The 20,407-nt window shown below is 55.3% G+C and carries 15 protein-coding genes and 3 pseudogenes; 7 read left to right on the top strand and 11 right to left on the bottom strand.

What is annotated here, in order from left to right; translation table 11 throughout:
• Positions 1 to 152: 152 nt before the first annotated feature.
• The 7 genes and pseudogenes from CAG18_RS24315 to CAG18_RS24345 form a co-directional block, all read right to left on the bottom strand.
• The gene (locus tag CAG18_RS24315; protein WP_023661447.1) at positions 153 to 713 is read right to left on the bottom strand and encodes a DUF1285 domain-containing protein; all 561 of its coding nucleotides are present in this window, start codon (positions 711 to 713) and stop codon (positions 153 to 155) included.
• Between the two features lie 10 nt (positions 714 to 723).
• The gene (locus CAG18_RS24320) at positions 724 to 1,329 is read right to left on the bottom strand and encodes a DUF4823 domain-containing protein (RefSeq protein WP_013971585.1); all 606 of its coding nucleotides are present in this window, start codon (positions 1,327 to 1,329) and stop codon (positions 724 to 726) included.
• A gap of 66 nt (positions 1,330 to 1,395) precedes the next feature.
• Positions 1,396 to 2,364, bottom strand: a complete 969-nt coding sequence (locus CAG18_RS24325; RefSeq protein WP_085721717.1) for a GTP 3',8-cyclase MoaA — start codon at positions 2,362 to 2,364, stop codon at positions 1,396 to 1,398.
• Between the two features lie 209 nt (positions 2,365 to 2,573).
• Entirely contained in the window at positions 2,574 to 3,209 is a 636-nt protein-coding gene (locus CAG18_RS24330) for a TetR/AcrR family transcriptional regulator (RefSeq protein ID WP_003260720.1), read from the bottom strand.
• Between the two features lie 411 nt (positions 3,210 to 3,620).
• Positions 3,621 to 4,403 (bottom strand): TatD family hydrolase, encoded by a 783-nt coding sequence (locus CAG18_RS24335; protein ID WP_013971582.1) that lies wholly within the window; start codon positions 4,401 to 4,403, stop codon positions 3,621 to 3,623.
• A gap of 30 nt (positions 4,404 to 4,433) precedes the next feature.
• Entirely contained in the window at positions 4,434 to 5,420 is a 987-nt protein-coding gene (locus CAG18_RS24340; protein ID WP_085721718.1) for a DNA polymerase III subunit delta', read from the bottom strand.
• Positions 5,413 to 5,751: pseudogene (locus CAG18_RS24345) on the bottom strand (dTMP kinase); the annotation flags it as partial. The gene CAG18_RS24340 and the pseudogene CAG18_RS24345, both read right to left, overlap by 8 nt.
• A gap of 120 nt (positions 5,752 to 5,871) precedes the next feature.
• Here CAG18_RS24345 and CAG18_RS24350 point away from each other — a divergent pair.
• The 3 genes from CAG18_RS24350 to CAG18_RS24360 all read left to right on the top strand — a co-directional run bounded on the left by CAG18_RS24350 (position 5,872) and on the right by CAG18_RS24360 (position 8,660).
• Positions 5,872 to 6,705, top strand: coding sequence for a deoxynucleotide monophosphate kinase (locus tag CAG18_RS24350; protein WP_085721720.1), 834 nt, complete (start codon positions 5,872 to 5,874; stop codon positions 6,703 to 6,705).
• Between the two features lie 366 nt (positions 6,706 to 7,071).
• Positions 7,072 to 7,416: a hypothetical protein gene (locus CAG18_RS24355; RefSeq protein WP_158090336.1), complete on the top strand. Its 345-nt coding sequence runs from the start codon at positions 7,072 to 7,074 to the stop codon at positions 7,414 to 7,416.
• Between the two features lie 350 nt (positions 7,417 to 7,766).
• Positions 7,767 to 8,660, top strand: a complete 894-nt coding sequence (locus CAG18_RS24360; protein ID WP_085721721.1) for a hypothetical protein — start codon at positions 7,767 to 7,769, stop codon at positions 8,658 to 8,660.
• Between the two features lie 445 nt (positions 8,661 to 9,105).
• Here CAG18_RS24360 and CAG18_RS24365 read toward each other — a convergent pair whose 3' ends face one another.
• Positions 9,106 to 10,095 carry a protein NO VEIN domain-containing protein gene (locus CAG18_RS24365; RefSeq protein WP_085721722.1) on the bottom strand — a complete coding sequence of 330 codons (990 nt, stop codon included), beginning with the start codon at positions 10,093 to 10,095 and terminating at the stop codon, positions 9,106 to 9,108.
• A gap of 1,301 nt (positions 10,096 to 11,396) precedes the next feature.
• Here CAG18_RS24365 and CAG18_RS24370 point away from each other — a divergent pair.
• The 3 genes and pseudogenes from CAG18_RS24370 to CAG18_RS24380 all read left to right on the top strand — a co-directional run bounded on the left by CAG18_RS24370 (position 11,397) and on the right by CAG18_RS24380 (position 15,665).
• Positions 11,397 to 13,505, top strand: coding sequence for a hypothetical protein (locus CAG18_RS24370; protein WP_085721723.1), 2,109 nt, complete (start codon positions 11,397 to 11,399; stop codon positions 13,503 to 13,505).
• A 187-nt stretch (positions 13,506 to 13,692) separates the two neighbouring features.
• A pseudogene (locus CAG18_RS24375) lies at positions 13,693 to 14,383 on the top strand (Ldh family oxidoreductase); the annotation flags it as partial.
• Positions 14,384 to 14,588: 205 nt separating this feature from the next.
• Positions 14,589 to 15,665 (top strand): hypothetical protein, encoded by a 1,077-nt coding sequence (locus CAG18_RS24380; protein WP_085721724.1) that lies wholly within the window; start codon positions 14,589 to 14,591, stop codon positions 15,663 to 15,665.
• A 574-nt stretch (positions 15,666 to 16,239) separates the two neighbouring features.
• Here CAG18_RS24380 and CAG18_RS24385 read toward each other — a convergent pair.
• Together CAG18_RS24385 and CAG18_RS24390 are read right to left on the bottom strand one after the other, a co-directional pair.
• Complete coding sequence (locus tag CAG18_RS24385) at positions 16,240 to 17,661, bottom strand: protein kinase (RefSeq protein WP_158090337.1); 1,422 nt, start codon at positions 17,659 to 17,661, stop codon at positions 16,240 to 16,242.
• A gap of 189 nt (positions 17,662 to 17,850) precedes the next feature.
• A complete protein-coding gene (locus CAG18_RS24390) occupies positions 17,851 to 18,327 on the bottom strand; it encodes a hypothetical protein (RefSeq protein WP_085721726.1) in 477 nt (158 codons plus the stop codon).
• Positions 18,328 to 18,966: 639 nt separating this feature from the next.
• Here CAG18_RS24390 and CAG18_RS24395 point away from each other — a divergent pair.
• On the top strand, positions 18,967 to 19,755 hold the full coding sequence (locus CAG18_RS24395) for a hypothetical protein (protein WP_085721727.1): 789 nt from the start codon (positions 18,967 to 18,969) through the stop codon (positions 19,753 to 19,755).
• 349 nt (positions 19,756 to 20,104) lie between these two features.
• Here the strand turns inward: CAG18_RS24395 and tmk are convergent.
• Positions 20,105 to 20,398, bottom strand: a pseudogene (gene tmk, locus CAG18_RS24400) (dTMP kinase); the annotation flags it as partial.
• Between the last annotated feature and the right edge of the window lie 9 nt (positions 20,399 to 20,407).

The raw sequence follows: 20,407 nt of genomic DNA on the forward strand, positions 1-20,407 counted from the left end.
ACAAATGACCAATTCGGGGAAAAACCAAGAGGCCGATTATTGCCTGTGCCGACCTCTTCGCGGGCTTGCCCGCTCCCACACCCTTGAAGCCTGTAGAAAACCCTGTGGGAGCGGGCGAGCCCGCGAAAAGGCCGGTGCAGGCACCAGATATCTCAGCTGCTACGCCCGATCGGATAGAACTCACCGTGGCTCCAGACCCCAAGCCACTCTTCCCCGTCGATCTCACGCGGCACCGCCAGCTCTACCAACTGGTAGAACACATTGCGATGAATCAGCGCCTCGAGGTTGCTGCGCATCAGCACATACGGCGATGGCTCCTGCGTGACCGGGTCGATCACCACGCGCAGCGGGTTGGCCGGCCCGGCTTCGACCTGGTCCTCGACATTACTGGTGAAGCGCAGCACCTGCTGCTCACCCTCACCCTCCACGTCCAGCGCCACGGCCACGAACGGCGCATCGTCGACGCGGATGCCCACCTTCTCTACCGGGGTAATCAGGAAGTAATCATCGCCATCGCGGCGGATGATGGTGGAAAACAGCCGCACCATCGGCTTGCGACCGATCGGCGTACCCAGGTAGTACCAGGTGCCATCACGGGCGATGCGCATGTCGATGTCACCGCAGAAATCCGGGTTCCACAGATGCACCGGCGGCAGGCCCTTGGCCTTGGGAATCTGCGCCAGAAGATCATTGGCCTTGCCGGAATCGCTCATCACGCTTGCCTCATTCACTCACACCCAGAAGGCTACGAGCGTACTCGCGCATTGGCGCGCCAAGCAAATCCTCCGGGGTTTTATCGTGGAACGTCAACAAACCGCCACGGCTCTTGATACGCGCAGTGTCGATCAGGTAGCGGGTGCTGGTTTCGATGAGCATCATCTGCACCACGCCGGTGTCCCAGCCCAGCCGGTCGACCGCTTGTTCATCATACCACTCGTCGCCATTGCCGATGCGGTCGTCGGTGCGCGCGAAGCGGGTGTACAGCACGTAGTCGGCACCCACCGAACGGGCCTGGGCGATGGCCTCTTCCAGGCCCAATGGCCCTTGGGCACGCCGTACCAGCGGGAAATATTCGACGAAGCTCTTGTAGGCCTGCTCGGCCACCGCGTTCTGCCGCGGCACCGGTCCCTTGCCCGGAGGCACGAACGCGCCCTGGCCGATGAAGATGAACGAATCGGGCTGCAGGCGGATCGACAGGGTGCGACGGGTATCGCTGTGGTCCAGCAGACCGGCATCGCTCATGTGGTAACGGACGCCCTCGCCCATATCGCTGACATTCATGCAACCGCCCAACGCCATCAGCGCCAGCAGCAAAACCAGGCTACGCATCTTTCCTCCAGTGGCCGGCGACGAAAAACCGGCGAATAGCTGGCGGATGCAGCTTTTGCGCCAGCTTCAGCCGCCAATCACCTTCATCACCATCACATCGCCGGAAAACGCCAGGTCCTGTTTGTCTGCCAAGGCCTTTACCAGCAAGCGCTGCAGCGCCGGCAGCGCCTGATGGCGCGGTTTTTCCAGAAGGTCGCCGACGAAATGGCGATTGCCCGACGACAGGCAGCCATGCAGCCAGCCCGTGGAGGACAGGCGCAGCCGCGAGCAGGTGCGGCAGAATGGTACGCTTTCGTTGGCGATCACGCCGAAGTGGCCTCTGCCGGGCACCTGATAACGCAAGGCAGTGGCGTCCAGCGGCGCATCGACCTGAACGTAGGCATGCTTGCCAGCAATCAGTGCGAGCAGTTGGTCGAGGCCGACGAACTGCTGCAGGAAGACGTTTTGGTCACGGGCCAGGTGGCCCATGCGCATGAGCTCGATGAAGCGCAGTTCGAAGCCGCGCTCAAGGCAATAATCCAGCAGCGGCAGCACCTGATCGAGGTTGTGCCCGCGCATCGGCACCATGTTCACCTTGATCTGCATGCCCATGGCGCTGGCCCGCTCCATGCCCGCCAGCACGCTGACCAAGTCGCCACCCCGGGCAATACGGCGGAACGCCTGAGGGTCGAGGGTGTCGAGGGAAACGTTCAATCGGCGGATACCTGCCGCCTGCAACTGGGGCAACTTGCGCGCCAGCAACTGGCCATTGGTAGTCATCGAGATATCGTCAAGGTCGAGCTTGGCCACGGCGGCCAGGAAAGCATCCAGGCGCGGACTGACCAATGGCTCACCGCCGGTGATGCGCAAGCGTTCGATGCCGGCGGCTTCGATCAGGTAGGTCACGCCACGAGCCAGGGCCTCCGCCGACAGTTCGTCCTGTGCTGCCACCAGGCGCTTGCCGTCTGGCACGCAGTAGGTGCAGGCATAGTTACAGGCAGCCGTCAGGCTGACGCGCAGGTTGCGAAAACGCCTGCCTTGACGATCGACGATCATGAATGACTCCGGCATGGATGATGGGGGCTGGCAAAACCTGACTCATAAATCAGGTTTTTGCAAGCCCTGCACATCGCCGAAATAGGTAGGAGCAGCCTTGTGCTGCGAAAGGGCTAGTACAGCCATGCAGATGTGTGCTGGCTGCACCGGCCCTTTCGCAGCACAAGGCTGCTCCTACAGGTACTGCGTATTGCCTGAACGCGGATGCTTCAGTTCGAAGGTTCCGGGTCGCGCTTGCGCTTGTTGCCCATGCGCACGCCAATGTCCATCAGAAACTGGAAGAAGCCTTCCTGGTCCTCCAGCACATTGCTCCAGAACGGCGAGTGGTAAAGCGCCACGGCGCCGTGCACCAGCGCCCAGGCGGCGCAATAGTGGAAATACGGCGGCACGTCTTCGAGCTTGCCTTCGCTGATACGGCCCTTGATCAGCTGGGTCAGGCGGTCGAAGTTGGAGGCACGGATGCTGTGCAGCTGTTCGACCATTTCCGGTACCTGGTTGCCCTTGACCACCTTTTCTTCCAGGCGGTCGAACAGCCGGTAACGCTGCGGATCGCGCATGCGGAACTCGAAGTAGGCTCGCGACAGGGCTTCCTTGTCGCGATCGACGTCGGCCGAATGCAACAGCGCGTTCAGGTCGCGCTCGTAGTCGAGCATCAGGCGCAGGTAGATCTCCGCCTTGGACTTGAAGTGCTTGTAGATCGTGCCTTTGCCGATGCCCACGGCGTCGGCGATCATCTCGACGGTGACGCTGTCTTCTCCCTGTTCGAGAAAAAGCTTGAGCGCGGTGTCGAGGATTTCCTGTTCGCGACGGCGAAACTCACGGACCTTACGAGGTTCTTTCTGCATAGGAAGGACTGGATGACAATCGAAGCGGTTTATTATGCCTAACTTGCAAGAAATTGCACGGATCATCCAAGCATGTCTGTGTTTCACGATGCTTATGGCCATGCGCTGCGGGAGGAATGAAACGTGGGCGTATTCCAAATTTGTTTAAAAATCGATCAATATGCACTGGCACTGCGCCAAAGCTGACTAATACTTGAAGTGTTGGCGCGGCGCATCCCCCCCAAGTGGCGCGCCGATAAAGGTGCTCAGGGACCGCGTACCTTTGTTTTACTCCTAATGGTCTTAACCCGGATTCCCCCCCCAGAACCCGGGTTTTTTTTGGGTGTTTCGAGGGGAAATGAAGCCGGGGGTTCAGGTTTGGGGTTGGTGGGGATTGCATGAGGAACACCAGGCGCCCGCCAACCCTTCGAGTCAGGCCACCCGCGCCAACGGGAACAAGCGCTTGAAGTTGGCAGTGGTCTGTTCGGCCAACTGCTCATAACTGGCCCCGCGCAACGAAGCCACGTACTCGGCCACCTCACGCACATACTGCGGCAAATTCGGCTTGCCGCGATACGGAATCGGCGCCAGGTACGGCGAATCCGTTTCCACCAGCAAACGATCGACCGGCACCTGCCGCGCCACTTCACGCAGGGCATCGGCATTGCGGAAGGTAACGATGCCAGACAACGAAATGTAATACCCCAGGTCCAGCGCCGCCTTGGCCATGTCCCAGTCTTCGGTGAAGCAGTGCAGCACGCCGGCCTGCGGCAGGTTGGCCTCGCGCAGCAGCGCCAGGGTATCGGCACGCGCCGCACGGGTATGCACGATCACCGGCTTGCCGGTCTGCCGCGAGGCCTCCAGGTGCAGGCGGAACGAGGCTTGCTGCAACTCGGCTGCTTCCGGCTCGTAGTGGTAATCCAGCCCGGTTTCACCAATCGCCACCACATGCGGGTGAGCCAGCTCGCGCAGCAGCCATTCCAGCGCCGGCGTTTCGCCCGGCGCCAGGTCCAGCGGGTGCACGCCCACCGAGCAATCGACATCGGCGTAACGCTCGCTCAGCGCCTTCACCGCACCAGCATTCTCGGCACTGACGCCAATACACAGGAAATGCCCGACCCCGCGCTCACGCGCCGCCTGCAGGGCAGCATCGAGGGAGCCCTGATGGGCGCTCAGGTCAAGACGGTCGAGGTGGCAATGGGAATCTACGAGCATGGGATAACGACACACATGAAAAAATGAAAATCAGCGGGCGCCCGGCAACTGCAGCCAGTGGGCCAGCAGCGATTCAAGCAGCAGGGCGCGGTTGAGGTTGGCCTTGCCCAGCACCTTCTGGCGCTGCTCCAGGATCCATGCCTGCACCTCCAGCACCTTGGTCTGGCGGCTCTTCTGCGCCAGGTACTGCACCACCTTGCGCATATCGGCCAAGCCTAGCCCTTCCTCGTCCTGGGTCAATTGGTAGCGCAGGATCAGGTGCGCCCAATCGCAGAACCAGTCGAACAGCAGCAACAGCGGTACACCGTTCCAGGCATCGGCCAGCTGACTGGGCGATTGCTGCTGCTTGAGCAGCTTCTTCACCCCGTCGGTGACCAGCGCACGCTGCTCTCGCACGCCTTGCGCCTGCAAGCTGACCGCCATCAGCGGCGAACCGGCAGCCAGGGTCAGCAACTCGTCGCGCTCGGTCTCGTCACTGTCGGGCAGCGCACCGGCCAGCCAGGCTTGGCTCTGGGCCAGGCTGGGCTGCGGGCAGGCGACCTGCTGGCAACGGCTCTTGATGGTCGGCAACAGGCGGCTGGGCTGGTGGGTGACCAGCAGCAACACGGTGTCGCCGGAGGGCTCTTCGAGGCTCTTGAGCAGGGCGTTGGAGGCGTTGACGTTCATCGCCTCCACCGGCTCGATCAGTACCACCTTGCGCCCACCCAGCTGCGCGGTCTGCACCACGAAGGCCACCAGCTCGCGTACCTGATCTACCTTGATAGGCTTGTCAGCTTCTTCGGGCTCGAGTACGAAGTTGTCCGGGTGGCTGCCGGCCTTGAGCAGCAGACAGGACTTGCACGCGCCACAGGCCTCCAGGCCCTGGGGCTGCTGGCACAGCAGGCGGGCCATCAGGCGCTCGGCCAAGGCCCGCTTGCCGATACCCTGCGGCCCATGCAGCAGGTAGGCGTGAGCGTGCTGGCTGCGGCCGGCCAGTTGCTGCCAGAGGGCCTGCTGCCAGGGATAGGCCTCAGCCACGGCAACGCTCCACGATGCCTGGTAGCAACGCATCGATGGAGCGCTGCACGGCCTCCAGAGGCTGGGCGGCATCCAGCAGGGTATAGCGCTGTGGTTCGCGGCCGGCGCGCTGCAGGTAGGCCTGGCGCACTGCTTCGAAGAACGCCTGGCCTTCCTGCTCGAAACGGTCCAGGCGGCCGCGGGCGGCGGCACGGGCCAGGCCCACTTCGACCGGCAGATCGAAGACCAGAGTCAGGTCCGGGCGCAGGTCGCCCTGGACGAATTGCTCCAGGATGGCGATACGCTCGACTGGCAAACCACGCCCGCCGCCCTGGTAGGCGTATGTCGCATCTTGTTTCGGAACGTCTAAGGATGTAAACGTCATGATATGTTTCGGAAAGCCTTTATATGTAAACCTCGAATTTCTCCCCTGAAAGCCTTTAGAATCAAGCTTTTGCCCGGAGAGAATCCAGTGAGAAAAATCATCGGCCTCGCAGCGAAAGCGAGATCAGGAAAGGACACAGGTGCCGCTTTCCTGATGGAGCATCCGGAGGTAGCCAGCTATGCCCTGGCGAATCCGCTGAAGGCTGGATGTCAGTCTCTGTTCGGGTTATCGAATTCTCAAACTTGGGATGATACCGCAAAGGAGGTGCGGCTGGAGGCGTGGGGTATGTCTCCCCGTGAATTCTTCCAGCGCGTTGGCACTGAGTGGATGCGTGACAGCCACGACCCCCTCCACTGGTTGAAGCGTGCCGACCGTGCGATCAACCACCCTCCTCTGCCGCCTCGTCAGCTTACAGAAGCAGAAGCAAACGCCCCTGAAACGCCGTTCATGCGTGCTGCTCAAGAGATCTTTGGCTTCAGCGATGAGCAGATCTGGTCCGAGGCCAAGACCGAAACCGACAGCTTCTGGGGCATTTCCCCAGAGGCCGCGATCGCCCTCATAAAGAAGCTGGCCATCCAGGACTTCCCTGACTTCACCGCCAGACGCGAGCGCCACGTGAGGGAAACCTACTCGGAAAAACCTACTCGCTTCGAACTCAACCTCGACGGCAAAGAGGTCATTATCATCAAGGATATTCGCTTCGAGAATGAAGCCAAGTACATCCGAGATTTGGGTGGGGAGATCTGGCATATCGTCCGAGACGACGCGGCCAAGATCAAAGTCCACTCATCGGAGGCGGGCATTGCCGTTTCGAGCGACGACATTGTTATTCACAACAACGGGACCCTTGCAGATTATCGTCAGAGAATTGAGGAGGCCTGGGCTTCGTTGAAAGCTCGCAGCGCCACAGGGTATGAGTAAAGGACGGCGGGAGTGCAGCTCTCACTGCACTCCTGCAACGCAAAGCCCGCTCTGACCGGCCTCGACAACGGATTTCCTGCCAGTCCCGCCTGATCTGCAAAGGCATTCGCTTCGGAGGAGCATGCTACCTACCTACCTACCTACCTACCTACCTACCTACAGTTGCTTGCCTGCCAACCTATCGCGCTGACCCCGCAAGCGCCCGTAATTGATGTGCCAATGAAAGTATTCCACATCCCTGGTCACGAGTTGCCCCTCTGGAGCTGTGCTAACCAGAGGCGGCCGACGTGGAGCGGTGCTCGACACCACGTGAAAGAGGGCGAACGGTGCTACTCGATCAAGAATTGCCTGTTCTGCGAGCAATGCATGATCCACGAAGAGTCCCTGAAGGTTCATTTCGATGACATTCGACCTGAGGAGTGGACCCCGAGCTACGCAGGCGCCAGTTCGCGAGTCGACTTCCTGCTCAAGGAAGAACAAATCATCATCGAAGTGAAAAAAACGAGGGAAAGCCTCAAAGCCAGACACATTGGCGAGCAGTTGATTGTCGACATCGCACGCTACCGGGCACACCCCAATTGCAAGAGGCTGCTCTGCTTTGTGTACGACCCAGAAGGGTGGGTCAACAACCCTTGGGGCCTCGAAAACGATCTGAACCGCAAAGAAGAAGGCTTTGAAGTTAAAGTCATCATCGTGCCCAAGGGGCACTAGGTGCGCCGGCCCCTACCCCTCTCCAGCCGGGCTAGTCCTCCACTTGGGGTATTGGCTTTGGGTCGAAAGCGGCCAGTCGTGAACGACTTCTTTCGACCCAAAGCGGACGCTTGTGAAGGGCAGCAATCGGCCAGGAGCGGACAGTCTGAACGGCTGCCGTCTGCCCATAGCGGCCTTGGACAATGGACAGATAACGTTCATAACCAGTTACCTAGAAACGGCTCCTTAGACACACATCGCATACCAAAACGGCCAGAAATAGCGTACTCTGACTGCTTATTTATGGCAGGGTGGTAGATTAACTTACCCGTCGGCCTACTCAAGGAATAGTAACAAGTGGACGGATTCACATGAATGATTTTTTGGCTGCTCTCCAGTTCCAGAATCTTTGTTTGATCAAGGATGCAATAAGCAGAACGATTGATGCCCAAGAGGAGGTATCCCCTGAGCAACTATCTAATTATCTATTTAGAAGAGAGGTTGGAGACAGAGACAAAGCTGTTATATCCGCACATCTCACTACGATAGAAGGCCAGCTTGAAAAAATTCTGAACCTTGAAAATAATTACTATAAACAACAAGGCTTGTTTTTAGAGTATTCAAAAGGGATCACGCGATTCAACGAGCTTACCAAGAGCATTCCAGTTGAAGGCGGCACCCTAGCGGACAACATGATCATTGGTCAGCATTTTTATCAATCTGCCCGCTCGGCCTACATTAAAGCCCCCGTACTTTATCAGGGAAATTTAGATATTTCCATGATCCCAATAAAGCTAAGGCTCGCAATTGAGGTTTACTTCAAAAACCTGATAGGTTTTTCAAGCGCAAAGTCCACTTACTTAAATGGAAAAAGAAAAGGCAGAGAGTTTAACTTTCCGCTTCAAATATCTGATCTGCTGTCATTTTTCTCTCATGCTGAATATAAAAAATATGCAGACCTCCCGGTTTCAATATCAATTCTAAAAGACATTAATTTCTGGTCTAATAAATTGATTCATACTGGATTCATAAGCTATCCGTGGCAGAGCATTGCAGCTGTCGAACTGCTTAAACCACTTTTTAAGACTGAGCTTGATGATGGGCGATGGAATATTGAAGGATTCAATTATCTTAATTTGAACTATACCCAGGAAGCGCTAGCCGAAGACCTCGGTAAGCATTTATCAAATCAAAAGGCCGCCGTGGTAGTTAATCTTTTCAAAAGAGGCGGCAGTCCGGTAGAAGGTTCTTATTATAAGTCTTGAGATGAATTCATTGAGCCCAAGCACCTTGAAACCTGGTAGTGAAAAATTGGCGAGCACAGTCCGATACTTAGGGCCAAGGTCGATGACAATTTAGCGATGGCGGCAAAAACCGAGGCCTTAAAACCAGTTCATTGCGGCTCTCGATGCTCATCTCGACTAAAACACGACCGCCAAGGCGATTTATCAGTACATGTGGCCAGACGTGATGCCTGCATCAACCTCAATGCCATAGATGCTTCCCAGTGATTGCTAGTGGTCATTTCGGTATGTCACCACCGGCAGCTTTGGGTCGAAAGCAGCCTGCCAGCTTGGTGATGTCCTCACTTGAGCAGCAGGGCGCCGTCGCCCTTGCTGACAGCAATCGCTAAAGAACAGAGCGCCTTGGAACGGTCGGTAGTCGGTTAAAGCAGCGACAATCCAAGTAATGGATATAATGAACGTCTGATCAATCAATCGTGAGCCGAGCAGCGGTTAGCTCTTTGATCTTCAATACTCTCCCATCTTCAGTGAGCCAACAATGACTGCCGCCTTTGCTCAGCTCGGAATTGTAATAAAAAACATGAGAGCGAGCTGAGGAGTCTAGGGCATTCGTGACGATGTAGACTACGTAAGACCTGCGATGCTCGGCGGCGAGCATTTGCTTGTATTCGTTGGGAGTTAGTTCAGCGCATAGATCGCTTCCTGACAGTCCTTTGACCTCAACTTTTAGATCTACGTCATTACTAGAGACCGTAAGGTCCCAGCCCATATTGTCTTTTTCTACCGATTTTACAACCCGACTCCCACCCTGCACAGACTCGTAATATTTGATGGCATGACGTACTGCCGCCAGCTCCACGAGTTTCCTCATCTCGGGATCTTGTTGCCTAGGAGAATTCACCTGCTTCTTCGACGCCATCTGGGAGAGGCTCCCACCTGCGTCCAAATACGACCTCACCTTAGCCACATACTCTGGATTTCCATACCAGACTGGGCTTTGCCCGAGGTTACCCTTAACTTTCGCTGTAGGTACTTTAAGAACACGCTGGTCTGGTGCCAATAAGGTCGCGCCAGCAGTAGGCGCTTCAATCTGATACCCAACGACGTCGCCACTTGATCGCTTGATCTCGAAATGGCCTGACTCAGGGTAAACCACAGCACTTCTGTACCAGCCAACCACGTACGTGACTTGATCCCTAGGACTCCTGGCAACCCAGATCACGGTCACGCCTTCGACTTTGTCATCGTTTCTGGCAGCACCAAGCCTCCTCAAATCTATTCGAGCAGACCGGGGGATATAGCCATACAACCTTTTGCGCGTAGGCTGGAAATTCCACGCTTCATGGCCGTAAGCATGTGTCTTTAACCATCCATGTCCACCAATGGTTGGATCGTTATCTGGGCCTTGGTAAGACACCATCCAGCCAATATTTACAAAGACAATCGGAGCATCCATTTTAGAATCTCTTCTTAGCGTCAGTGGCAGACCCCCTTTCGAGTGAGCTGCGACAGTGGTGCGGCCAAATACTCAAGTGAAACGAAACTCCTAGCCGCTTTCAGTGCGTTGATTTCTAAAGTTTTTTTAATGGAACTGGTCGATTTCTACCAATAATTTGATACGCGCCAGTCAAGGAGTCAGTTTACACAAACTATCGCGCTGCTGAACTCAGATCTGAAGAATGGCGCCAGCTTTCGCAGATGATCGATTGACCCCTTGCCGAGACCAAGTATGCGTCAACCACGATGTCCGGAGTGGCCCAACTGGTAATCACGACACTGCCCCCACTCGGATTCAGAGCCCCATCTGCAACCTATACTCTCCGCCCTAGCTCATTCCCCGCGTTTCCGGAAGACTTCCAATTAAGGCTCCAATGCTGCGCCAGTGCGGCCACTCTCGTCATGAGCCACCGTAACAAGGAATCGATGGAATCTAAGAGGGGTAAGCGAGTAGACGGACTTCATATCAGATGTGGTAATCAATTTACTCGCGCATCGTGTAGGCGCTTCTGCGCAGACGTTGCTGACTGGCGGCCGTCTCACGGGATGGAGAGGTTCCGCATGGGCGTGGCGGTTGCCATTGGAGCTTCGTATTGCCCGCCCCTCTTGCGGGTGCCATTGCGTGGTTCATCTATCTTCAGCGGTCGATAATGGCCGTCCGCTTTGGGTCGAAAACAGACGGTCATGACTGACCGCAATCGACCCAAAGCCGCCCCTCGGAGAGGGCCGACGGTCTGCTTGAGCTGAACTTCGACGGTGAGCTTATCGGCCAGCGCAACTGTAACCATTAGTCATAAGTGTCTTAGCCATCTCCAACATTTTCGGCTGGCAGTAGTTCCCATCGTTTTTCGCATACCATGTAGCGCCAACTGTCCCATCACTTTCTTGGCCAACGACACATCGCAGATCCTGCGATTCCTTACCCTTGGCTACCCAGATAGGGAAGAAATCCTGGAAAACCTTGAGCGTGCCTTACCAGGCTTCGACTTCGTGACCGCGTTCCCACGCGCGGACCAAGCTGCCCATGCCCACAACGACTGATTACCATGAGCCCTCAGACCTTGAGGGTGCCGTTGGAAGGCATCCGAGGAAGGCGCACTGTTGAGCCTCGGTAAGCACCCAACGCATCACCATCTTGATATCAAGAAGTCTCGAGTGCAGCTATCTGCTGAAGGCGGCCCTTCGCGCTGCTTGCGGTCTCTGAGTAGAATCCCTTCCTCCAACCAATCTGCACCAGCCGCGAGTGAAAGGGAGAACGCTTTGAGCGTGAAGATTTGCTTAGACAATGAACTGTCAGTTGCCTGCATCCCGCTGGCAGATTGGGCTCCGCCGCTGGTCGAACAGCTGGAACGCTACTTTGAGGTTCGCGATTGCGTACTTCAGCTGGACTACGCCCATTTATCTGCTGAGATCACCAGCGATATGTCCAACTGGCTATGGAGTTCGTTATCAGATCGTGAGAGCTTTGCGATCAAATTCGAGCACGCTGCACAGCAGGGCCCTATAGCACTGACCCTCACCGTCCTCGGGCACGGGGCCATCGGGATCAAAGGTTCATCTTCTATATTGGATATACGTGCTTATGAGGCAGCCGGAGAGGACTTCAGGAATGACGTGCTTCAGGGCTCCCCCAGAGCGTTGCGCGAAACCGTCATGGCGGAGATCTCACCCTCTGCGATATGGGTGAGTTGGCTACTCGACGGCCTTTCATCCTACCGGTCTCGCTTTCTGGATGATCGGGAAATTATGGCGGCGCTGGTGGCCAATACGTCCAAGGATGATTGCGCTAAGGGTCTCCAACTAGTCGCTCCCCGTCACGGTCAGAACAGATGGGCCTTCGAGCAGTTGGTCGAGAAGCATTGGCAGTATGTGTGCGATCACCTGGAAAAATATGTCGGCGATTCAAGCAGCGAGGTCGCTGATCTCGTTTTCTCGCTGTATGCGAACTCATCAAAGGTTCAGGAATCTCGGTGGGCGTGCGAGCGGGTGCTTGATCGAGCGGACTCGACGAACTTTTCTCGGCTGATTCAGCACTGCCGTAAGCTCGTAGCGGATGATGTGCGAAAGTTGCTCCTGCATTGGCAGGCCCGTTCGAAGGCAGTGAAAAAAGACGATTTCAAGGACAACGTTGCCAAAGCCTGTTCGACGCTAGCTACATTGTTGGGAGAAAACATACCCTCGGATATTGCGCTTGCCGCGGCCTGGCACGAGTTCGGGATCCCAGCACGATCCGGTCAGCAACGCGTGGCCGTAAGCCTCAAAGAATTGCCATCCGGGACATGGAGCAGAGATTCGCTTTGGAGCCAACTAGGCCCATCCGCACGCGAGGCCTGGCGGCAGGATCTTCTCGACCAAGTTAGGGGGGAGCCAGAACTGGCCCAGGGGCTTCTCGCATTCGCCTGCCTTTGGCTTGAGCAGGCGGCGTTCGTTGAAGTTGAGCCAATACTTCTGCAATTGTTGGATGACGAGGAGCATCTGGCTTTTTCGAATCGCCTCGCTAGCGCTGGGCCAAGGCATGTGCAGCTGAGGGCCATGGGGCTGGTGCGGTCAAGTCGGGGAGCACTAAATCTGGAGGCGCCGGTAAGCCAGAGTGAGAGTTCCACTGCGATGCCCAGCGTCGGCGCACGAACATGGCTGGGTGACCCGTCTGTGGAGCGTGTAATCCATAGCGCGCTCAGCCAGGTCGAGGAGGAGTTTTGCCGCGAGTATCCTGCGGTTTGGGGGGAGGATGAGGAGGCCCATACGGCACGCCTACTGGCTCTGACGCGTGAGGCAGTGAGCAACGCGAGCGACCAGTTGCACCAGCTCTCAATGACGACGCGGGGTAAGTATCCAAGCCTGTCTGTGAGTTTGCGTCAGCCCAGCAAGCGAGAGGAAGGGGCCTGCACTGCCGCCGGGGCTCCTCTAGGGGCTGATGTACTGTTCCTGACACGGATCGTGGACGAGGGCAAAACGGTGATCCAGCGCGCCACTCTTGTACAGGTGAAAAAGCGTAGCGGCACTGGCTCGGGAAAGGGCTTCAGTTCGACGATAGGCATCAACCTCGGGCAATGCGAGGATATGCTAACGCAGTCAGAGCACTCTTATTATCTGTTCGCGACGCCGGCCTCGCCGCGCCCCACACTTTGGGTTGCTCCCGCCCGGCTCGTTAGGAACCTGACCCAGCTACATACGAGCAAAGCCTCGGTCGTGGCGATTCAGGTACGGGATGCAAGTTGCTCTTATGCGGACTTTTTCCTGTACGACCTAGTCGGTCTGTGGGCTGGCGACGAACATGAGCGTATCGTCGCGATCGCCAATGGCGATCCTCGGCTTGGGCGAACGCCTCGCCACATCGTCGAAATCGAGGTGCGACGCCAATCGGATTGATGGGCCCACAGTTGACCATACTTCCGGTATTTTCCGCCTCGCGCTTTATTGGCCCCAAGGGGGCTCGGTTTTGGAAATCAGCATTTGTCGCAATCTGTGGATACGAACTGATCGGAGGCAAGCACGTAATGCGGATGGAAAGACGGCAATGAGTGAGCAAGTGCGGCGACTCAACTTGGATCCCATGGGGCTGCCTATCCTCGTTAGCGAGGCGCGAAGCAATGGCATAGCAGCTCTGGTGATTACCAGCTGCAACCAGTTTTCTGCATTGTGGCCTGAGGTTGAAGCATTGACCAATCAGGGATTGGCGGCGTAGCGGTAACACCTGCACACAGCGGGGTTGCGCCTGCCTGGGGCGTGAAGCCCGTCTTTGGACCAATCCCATTGCGTTTGGTTGGCCAAGGCCTAGCGGAGCACATTTTGCATTTGACTTTGCTACCAGCGCTATCGCGCGCGGCGACATCAAGCTGCACCGCCGATCAGGGCAGCCATTGCCGCTAGGTTGTGCAGTGGACAGTACAGGGATACCGACATCCGATCCTGTGTCAGCGCTCTCGGGAGCCATGGTGACCTTCGGCGGGCATAAAGGCTCTGCGTCGGCGGCGATGGTCGAGTTGCTGGCCGGCGCGCTGATCAACGATATGACCAGCATGCAATCGATGGCTTAGGCGCAACTCCATGTTATGGAGAGTTGGTAATTGCCTTTGATCCGCAGCTTTTCTCGGATGGGAATGCCCAGGAGGGTGCGGAACGTGCTGAGCCGCTGTTTGCAGCCATCATTGTACAGGGGGCTCGTTTGCCATCGCAGCGCCGCCATGATGGCCGTGAAAAGAGTAGGAACATGGAGTTTCCTGCCTCGTCCGCTGTATGATGACATCCTTCACTTCTTGATCGCTAACGAAGGATTTAGAGAGGATAGGGATCGCTTGGTGCTATGTTATTTTACGTCGCTCATGCGTGCCACAATTTTATCCCGCGTCACTTCAGATTATCACCCCTTCAGCGATCGGCACTTATAGATTCAGTGCTTTTTATGTGCTTGGACCTGAGGGTAAAATTAGAATATGGTGTTAAAGAGGAATGATGAGACTTCATAAAGTTCTACTTCAGATTTTGCTGCTGGTAAGCGTTGCGCTTCCCGTTATAATTCTCGCCCAGTACAGACTCCATATGAGCGGAGAAATATCATACGATCGGGAAGATTGGGGGGTGTTTGGCTCAGTATTGGGTGGCGCATTTACCTTGGTTGGCGGCCTCGCTACATCATTCACATTGCTGTTTTTGTATGATCAGCAGAAGAAAAATTCTGAGGTTGTTCAGAAGCAGCTAAGTTCGCTGACTTTTGAGCAGTATGTTCAGCATCTTTTGCACTTCAAGGCAGTTATGCAGTCTGCGGGGGCGCGTAATCGTATAGTTTTTAGGGATCTTGATAGGCTTTATCAAGTCGTATTTCCGGCTAATCGACCAACCTTTTGTACATTTGATATAGATTATAGTTTTTTAGGTCAGGAGAGTGTCGCAAGGAGGCTTAAGCGGATGCTCGGTGATTGCGCAAGTCATACAATAAATTCTGCTGTGCAAACTGAGGCTGCCAACGCGGTTGGTGCGATTTATCAAATAAAAAAATATTTGGATATAGACTTTGATAGTAATTTTCCTGGGAGTGGGAAGCTCTTAGTAGATGGTAAGAGAACAGGGCTCTTTCTAGATAAGCTTGAGTTTCAGGTTAAGTCAATTGAAAGCATTGTAGATGAATTGCTATTTTTTGGTGGCGGTGAGCGGGTTTTGTTCACTAGTGCAGTACAGGACTGGGTAAGGCCGACGCGCAAGCTAATTACATTGGCAGCTACCTCTCAGTCGGGAAATTTTAAGGTTGAGTATTCAGACGGCATCATCGGCATGATAAAGCTCTATGAGTTGACTAAGTCAGATTCCGTAGTTCCAGGGTTGAGTAAAAATATTGAGGAGCTTTACCTCAGTGACAGATTTGTTGACCTGCTTCAGCCAGTTTTTGTTAAAACCAAAGGCGCGATTTTTGCAAAGGCATTGGTAGAAACGCCCGATTATTTTTTGTTTGCCAACCATCCAGAGGTTGAGGCGATTCGAATGGCGTTGGTTGAATATTTTGATGTTGACTATCGATATTTTACTGTTAGGTGATATTTTTTGAATCGAGTGGGGCTTTAAGTTTGAGTGGTCGACTCTATTTCATGACTTGGCTCCTGCTGAGTATGAATTCTCTGGCCGGAGGTTAGAGATTAACGCTTCGCGTTTGCTGTTGACTAGTCGAGGTAAATTGAGCGGGTTAGTACGCTGAACATATGGTTGTAGTAGTGAGTCAAGGAAGTTCTGTTAGCTAACTGGGCGCAGGAATATTTAGATGGCTGCTGTCCCTACAGATGTGCTCCGCGCATCTGAAGTGGCAGGGTAACCGGCAACAAGATGCCCAGATTTTCGATATAGGTAGCCGGCGCCCGTGAGCGGATCACCGCTGTCTAAGAAGTTAGTCAGCCGGGTACTGGATCCGTTTGATCAGGAAACTCCTCCCGTAGTGACTCATGGGCGATAGCTCACCGGAGCTGAGTGTGCGAGGCGTTGGCCTAGCGCATTAACACCCCTCTCCGAACTTTATCCGGCCATGGCCCATTATGCCTGCTTGCACCTTTCTTGACGGCTGCCTGGCTTCAAGCTAGGTCGATGGGAAATCGCTTGATATCAAAAGAAGCTACGGCCATTAGCTCTCTGCATTACGGTGGATGTATGCTCTGAACTCATCGGAAGACATTGTGTTATGTCTACCGTCGTATGTGTCCGGTACGCGGTTATAAACAGATGACGTGCTGAAAATTACAAAGGACCCACCAGACAGCCGGGTGACGCGTCTTGCGGTGTGGCTCAATTCTTCGCCAGCGTGCTCATTCTGAAACCAATCATCCAGCGGTGCATATACCCCAGGGAAAACTTCGGTCAACTCCTCTGAAGTCTTCAAGTACCCAACAGCTTGGCCTTCCAAGGCAGGATAAATAGGCCGCAATTCTAGCCTGAAATAGTTCCATTCAGGCTGCCCTGGATATGACTCAAAAAGCAGGCGCTCAGGACAACATATTTCATACATGCGCTCGCTGACTTTTAACTGAATCATATCAGCTTCAGGAGCGAGATCGGCCTCCAAGAGAGTCATGCCACCCCCAGTCGGATAAAACATATGATTCAGGCTTGAATTGGATGCGGCGACATTTAACACGGCGCAGATTTGCCGGCGGTCACTCCATTGGGCTCTAGCCGGCGCCCCTAAGGGGAATATCTTTTCAGCTACCTCTCTCCACTCATGCCCGTTACGGGTGTCGAAGTCATCATTAATATCTCGCCACTCCTCCAGTGTTGTGATGAAGTGCTCAAGTGTAGGTCGGGCAGTTGGTTCGTGGTCGGTGCACGCACTTAAGAGGTCATCAAGCGGGGTCAGATAGTAGTTGGACAGGTAATTGCGAAGCCCGATGGAGGTTCGCGGATCATACTGACCATCAAACCCTAGCTCTTTACCCGTAAGCACTATCCACAGAGACTTAGCCAACGAATAGATATCTGCCAGCCGCCCGTCGGCTTCAGAGGGTGTCCTTCTCATTTCAGGTGCCATGGTAAATTTCGCGCCGACATCTCTTCGCTCGGGAGTGATACCTTCGGCATCCGGGATCTTCACAAGACCAAAATCCGACAAACAGACCTGAGCGTCCAACACCAAAAAGTTGGCAGGCTTGATATCTCGGTGAGAAATACCCTTGTTATGAAGCTGGCTTAGGGTTCTGGCCAGCCCCTGGAAATCGCGTGCGACATCGAAAGGTTGCTTGTCCTGAACAAGATCCATGTAGGGCGTTGCAAGGGGCATCACATACCAAGGACGTTCTTTTTTGGGGTTTTGTGGTATGTAACTATCGAGAAGAGGGACAATTCCTTCCGGGAGACCAAAGCCTTTCAATACCTCGATTTCTCGACAAAAACGCAGGTATGGTTCGTCGATACCGCCACGGATAAGGATTTTGATCGCCCGGGATTCGCCGATGTCATTGGTGACGCTCCATACCTCTCCATTTCCTCCCCTACCGAGTTGCTCAGTAAGCGTCCAACGACCAAATGCGTTGCCCTGTTCAAAATTGCTCAAAATATTCTCCTCGCAGAATGAGGCTACTGACGCACAACGGGTCTGTGGCGAACCGGCAGCGTGGTAGCGGCGCTGTAAAGCGCAATCGCGTACAAATGCGGCGTTTACCGGGTGGGTTGACGAGCTTGGCTTGGTCTCCGGTCGCAGCAATATAATTTGGTTATGAAGCTCTGGCCGATTCGCACAAGATTAGCGCACTAGAATTTCAAGCCGGTGACCATCGCTGCCGGCTTCCATTTTCACCATGGTGCATACGAGCGAATGGGGGAATCCGAGACTTACCTGCAACGCCTCCTGAATAACCTTCTCCAATTGCGCCGGACTGCACGAGCGCAGGCTTTCAGCCACGCCGGCATTAGGAGAAATAACAGTCGCATTATTGGTATTGAGTTGGCGTGTTTTTTGCTTGCAATAGTCAATGAGCTTTTCGCAGTTTATTTTTCTGCCATACCCGTTTTTTCGCCACCGATCGAGCCCAGCCGGAGAAACGTCTGCGATTTCGCAGATCTTTTCTCGCGTTAGACCATTCTCCTTGCGCAAGACCTCAACAAGGTCTCCCATGCCGAGCACAATTTCACCAACAGTGGTCTTGCCCGGAAAGCGGCGACTGTATTCGTCCTGGGTGAGGACTTCGAGCTTAGTGAGAGCGTTTAGAAGTTTTTTCATGGCAAAGCACCTGTTTTGCGTACAGGTTGTCATACTAGTACGACGCACTAGTGATAGTCAAGTGCTAGTAGCTGCGGTCACTTTGGTGCCTAAAATTCGCTTGCACTGTGCGAGGGATGGCCGCCCCTCCAGTAGCGGTTGTTGATGGGTATCAGCTCTCTGTGTTGGCCAGCTGCTTTTGGCAGATTCCTGCCCTTCGCGAGAGACCGCTTAGGGTCGATAGCGGTCGGTGACAACGGCCTACTCTGGGCCTCTCTTGCAGGGCATCGCTTGAGCTACGTGTTTCTTGACCAGCGCAGGCTGCGCACCCCCTGGATAGATCCCGCTCCAAGAGCGGATCCAGCCTCTCCTATTGCATCAAAATCGAAGGGCAAGATATTTGGCAGGGTGTGGCTGAACACGCTTCCCGGAAATGGGTGTAAATGGGTGTGAAAATGGATCGTAGCGCCCGGCCAACTCGTCTGTGACTACGCCGGACGCCCCCCACACAGCTCGGCCGACTCGTATTTCGCATCGATGTCTCTGCAATGACCCGCCTGGGGCCAACATCGCTACTATCCGCGCCATACGCATCAGAGTCTGTCACGGCTGACTGCATAGCTTGAACTGCACCGACGTCAGCTCTGCTAAGGGGGAAGGATGAAGAAAGATGGTAAGGCTGTCAGCCTGCTGAAAAAAGGCTCCGGTATCGCAGGTGCCAGTGTCAGCTCTGTGGTATCCGCGCTCATTGCCGGCACTGTGGCCGGGCTACCAGGCTCGGCAGCCGGGGCCGCAGCTGCTAAAGCATGCGAGATCGTCATTGAAGACATTGCTGACCGGATGCTGTCGACGCGAGAGCAACACAAGGTAGGCGGCGTTGCAGCACTGGCCATCGACGGGATACGTGAGCGGCTGTTATGGGAGAACCCTCGTGATGACGGTTTCTTCGAGAGGAAGGAAGACGATCAACCCTCCCCAGGAGAGGAATTGTTCGAAGGCGTCCTACTGGCCGCCAAGCAGGAGCACGAGCGGAAGAAACTGGAGTACATAGCCCGCTTCTTCACCAACCTGGTCTTCAAGCCCGACTTCCAGCCAGCAGAGGCCAATCACCTGCTCGCAATCGCCGAGACCCTCACCTATCAGCAGTTCTGCATCCTTGCGGTGGTTGCGAATCGGGAGAAGTTCTCTCTGCGCGAAGACGCTTGGCCAGAACGAGGGGTGGTTCCAACGGACAAACTCGACCTGGCCCATCAGGCGTTCTACCTCTATCAGAGGCAACTTCTTTCCCACATCGATCCTCAGCAGGGACAGGCAGGCTTCGTGTATGACATAGCCTACATACTTCCTATACACGGCTACCTGTCACCGACAGGCAAGAGGATCGTGGAGATCCTGGGCCTGCGAGACATTCCCTGTGAGGAGCTGGAAGAGGTCGCGGGTGGCTTGTGAGAACCCTTGCTTGGGTGACCGACTAGCTGGGAGGGTGGATCCCCAACGCAGCTTTACTGCTGGGTTGGCCATAGCAGCCAGGAGATGCTCGTTGGCACGGGTTTACATTTTCGAGAAAAACAGAGAAGGCGGATCATGCCGTTTTCGCTGAAAGCGGTTTACATATCGGCAAATCACTAGACGAACAGCTTTAGGGTTTACATTTTCGAGCAGAAATCTGAATAGATTCGGGGGATCGGTGTCTGAGAGTTGCTAGACATCCTTATTTTACTGGATCGCAGGCCTAGGCCATAAAAAACTGTTGCTGAGACCTCGGTTTCCACCAGTAGTGGTTCCGAAATAGTCAAGCGGTAAACCTGTCACACAAGACTACGGCCCCGCGGGCCAGCGCCGGCCGGATCACCTGCGCCAGGTGCTGGGCACGCGCAGCGAACACCAGCAACAGCTCGGTGTCGGCCGCCATGCTTTCATCGCTGGGCGCCAGCAGCAGCTCACGCACCTTTTCGGCCAGCGGCGTGCCGCCGGGCTCACGGGTCAGCACTACGTCCAGGCCCTGCTCGCACAGGCGCGCAGCCAGGTAGTCGCGGTTGGTGCTCTTGCCCGCACCTTCCGGGCCTTCCAAAGTAATAAACAAGCCGCTCACAGGCAGTCC

Source organism: Pseudomonas sp. B22(2017) (genome assembly GCF_002113105.1).
GTDB classification, from domain to species: Bacteria; Pseudomonadota; Gammaproteobacteria; order Pseudomonadales; family Pseudomonadaceae; genus Aquipseudomonas; species Aquipseudomonas asiatica.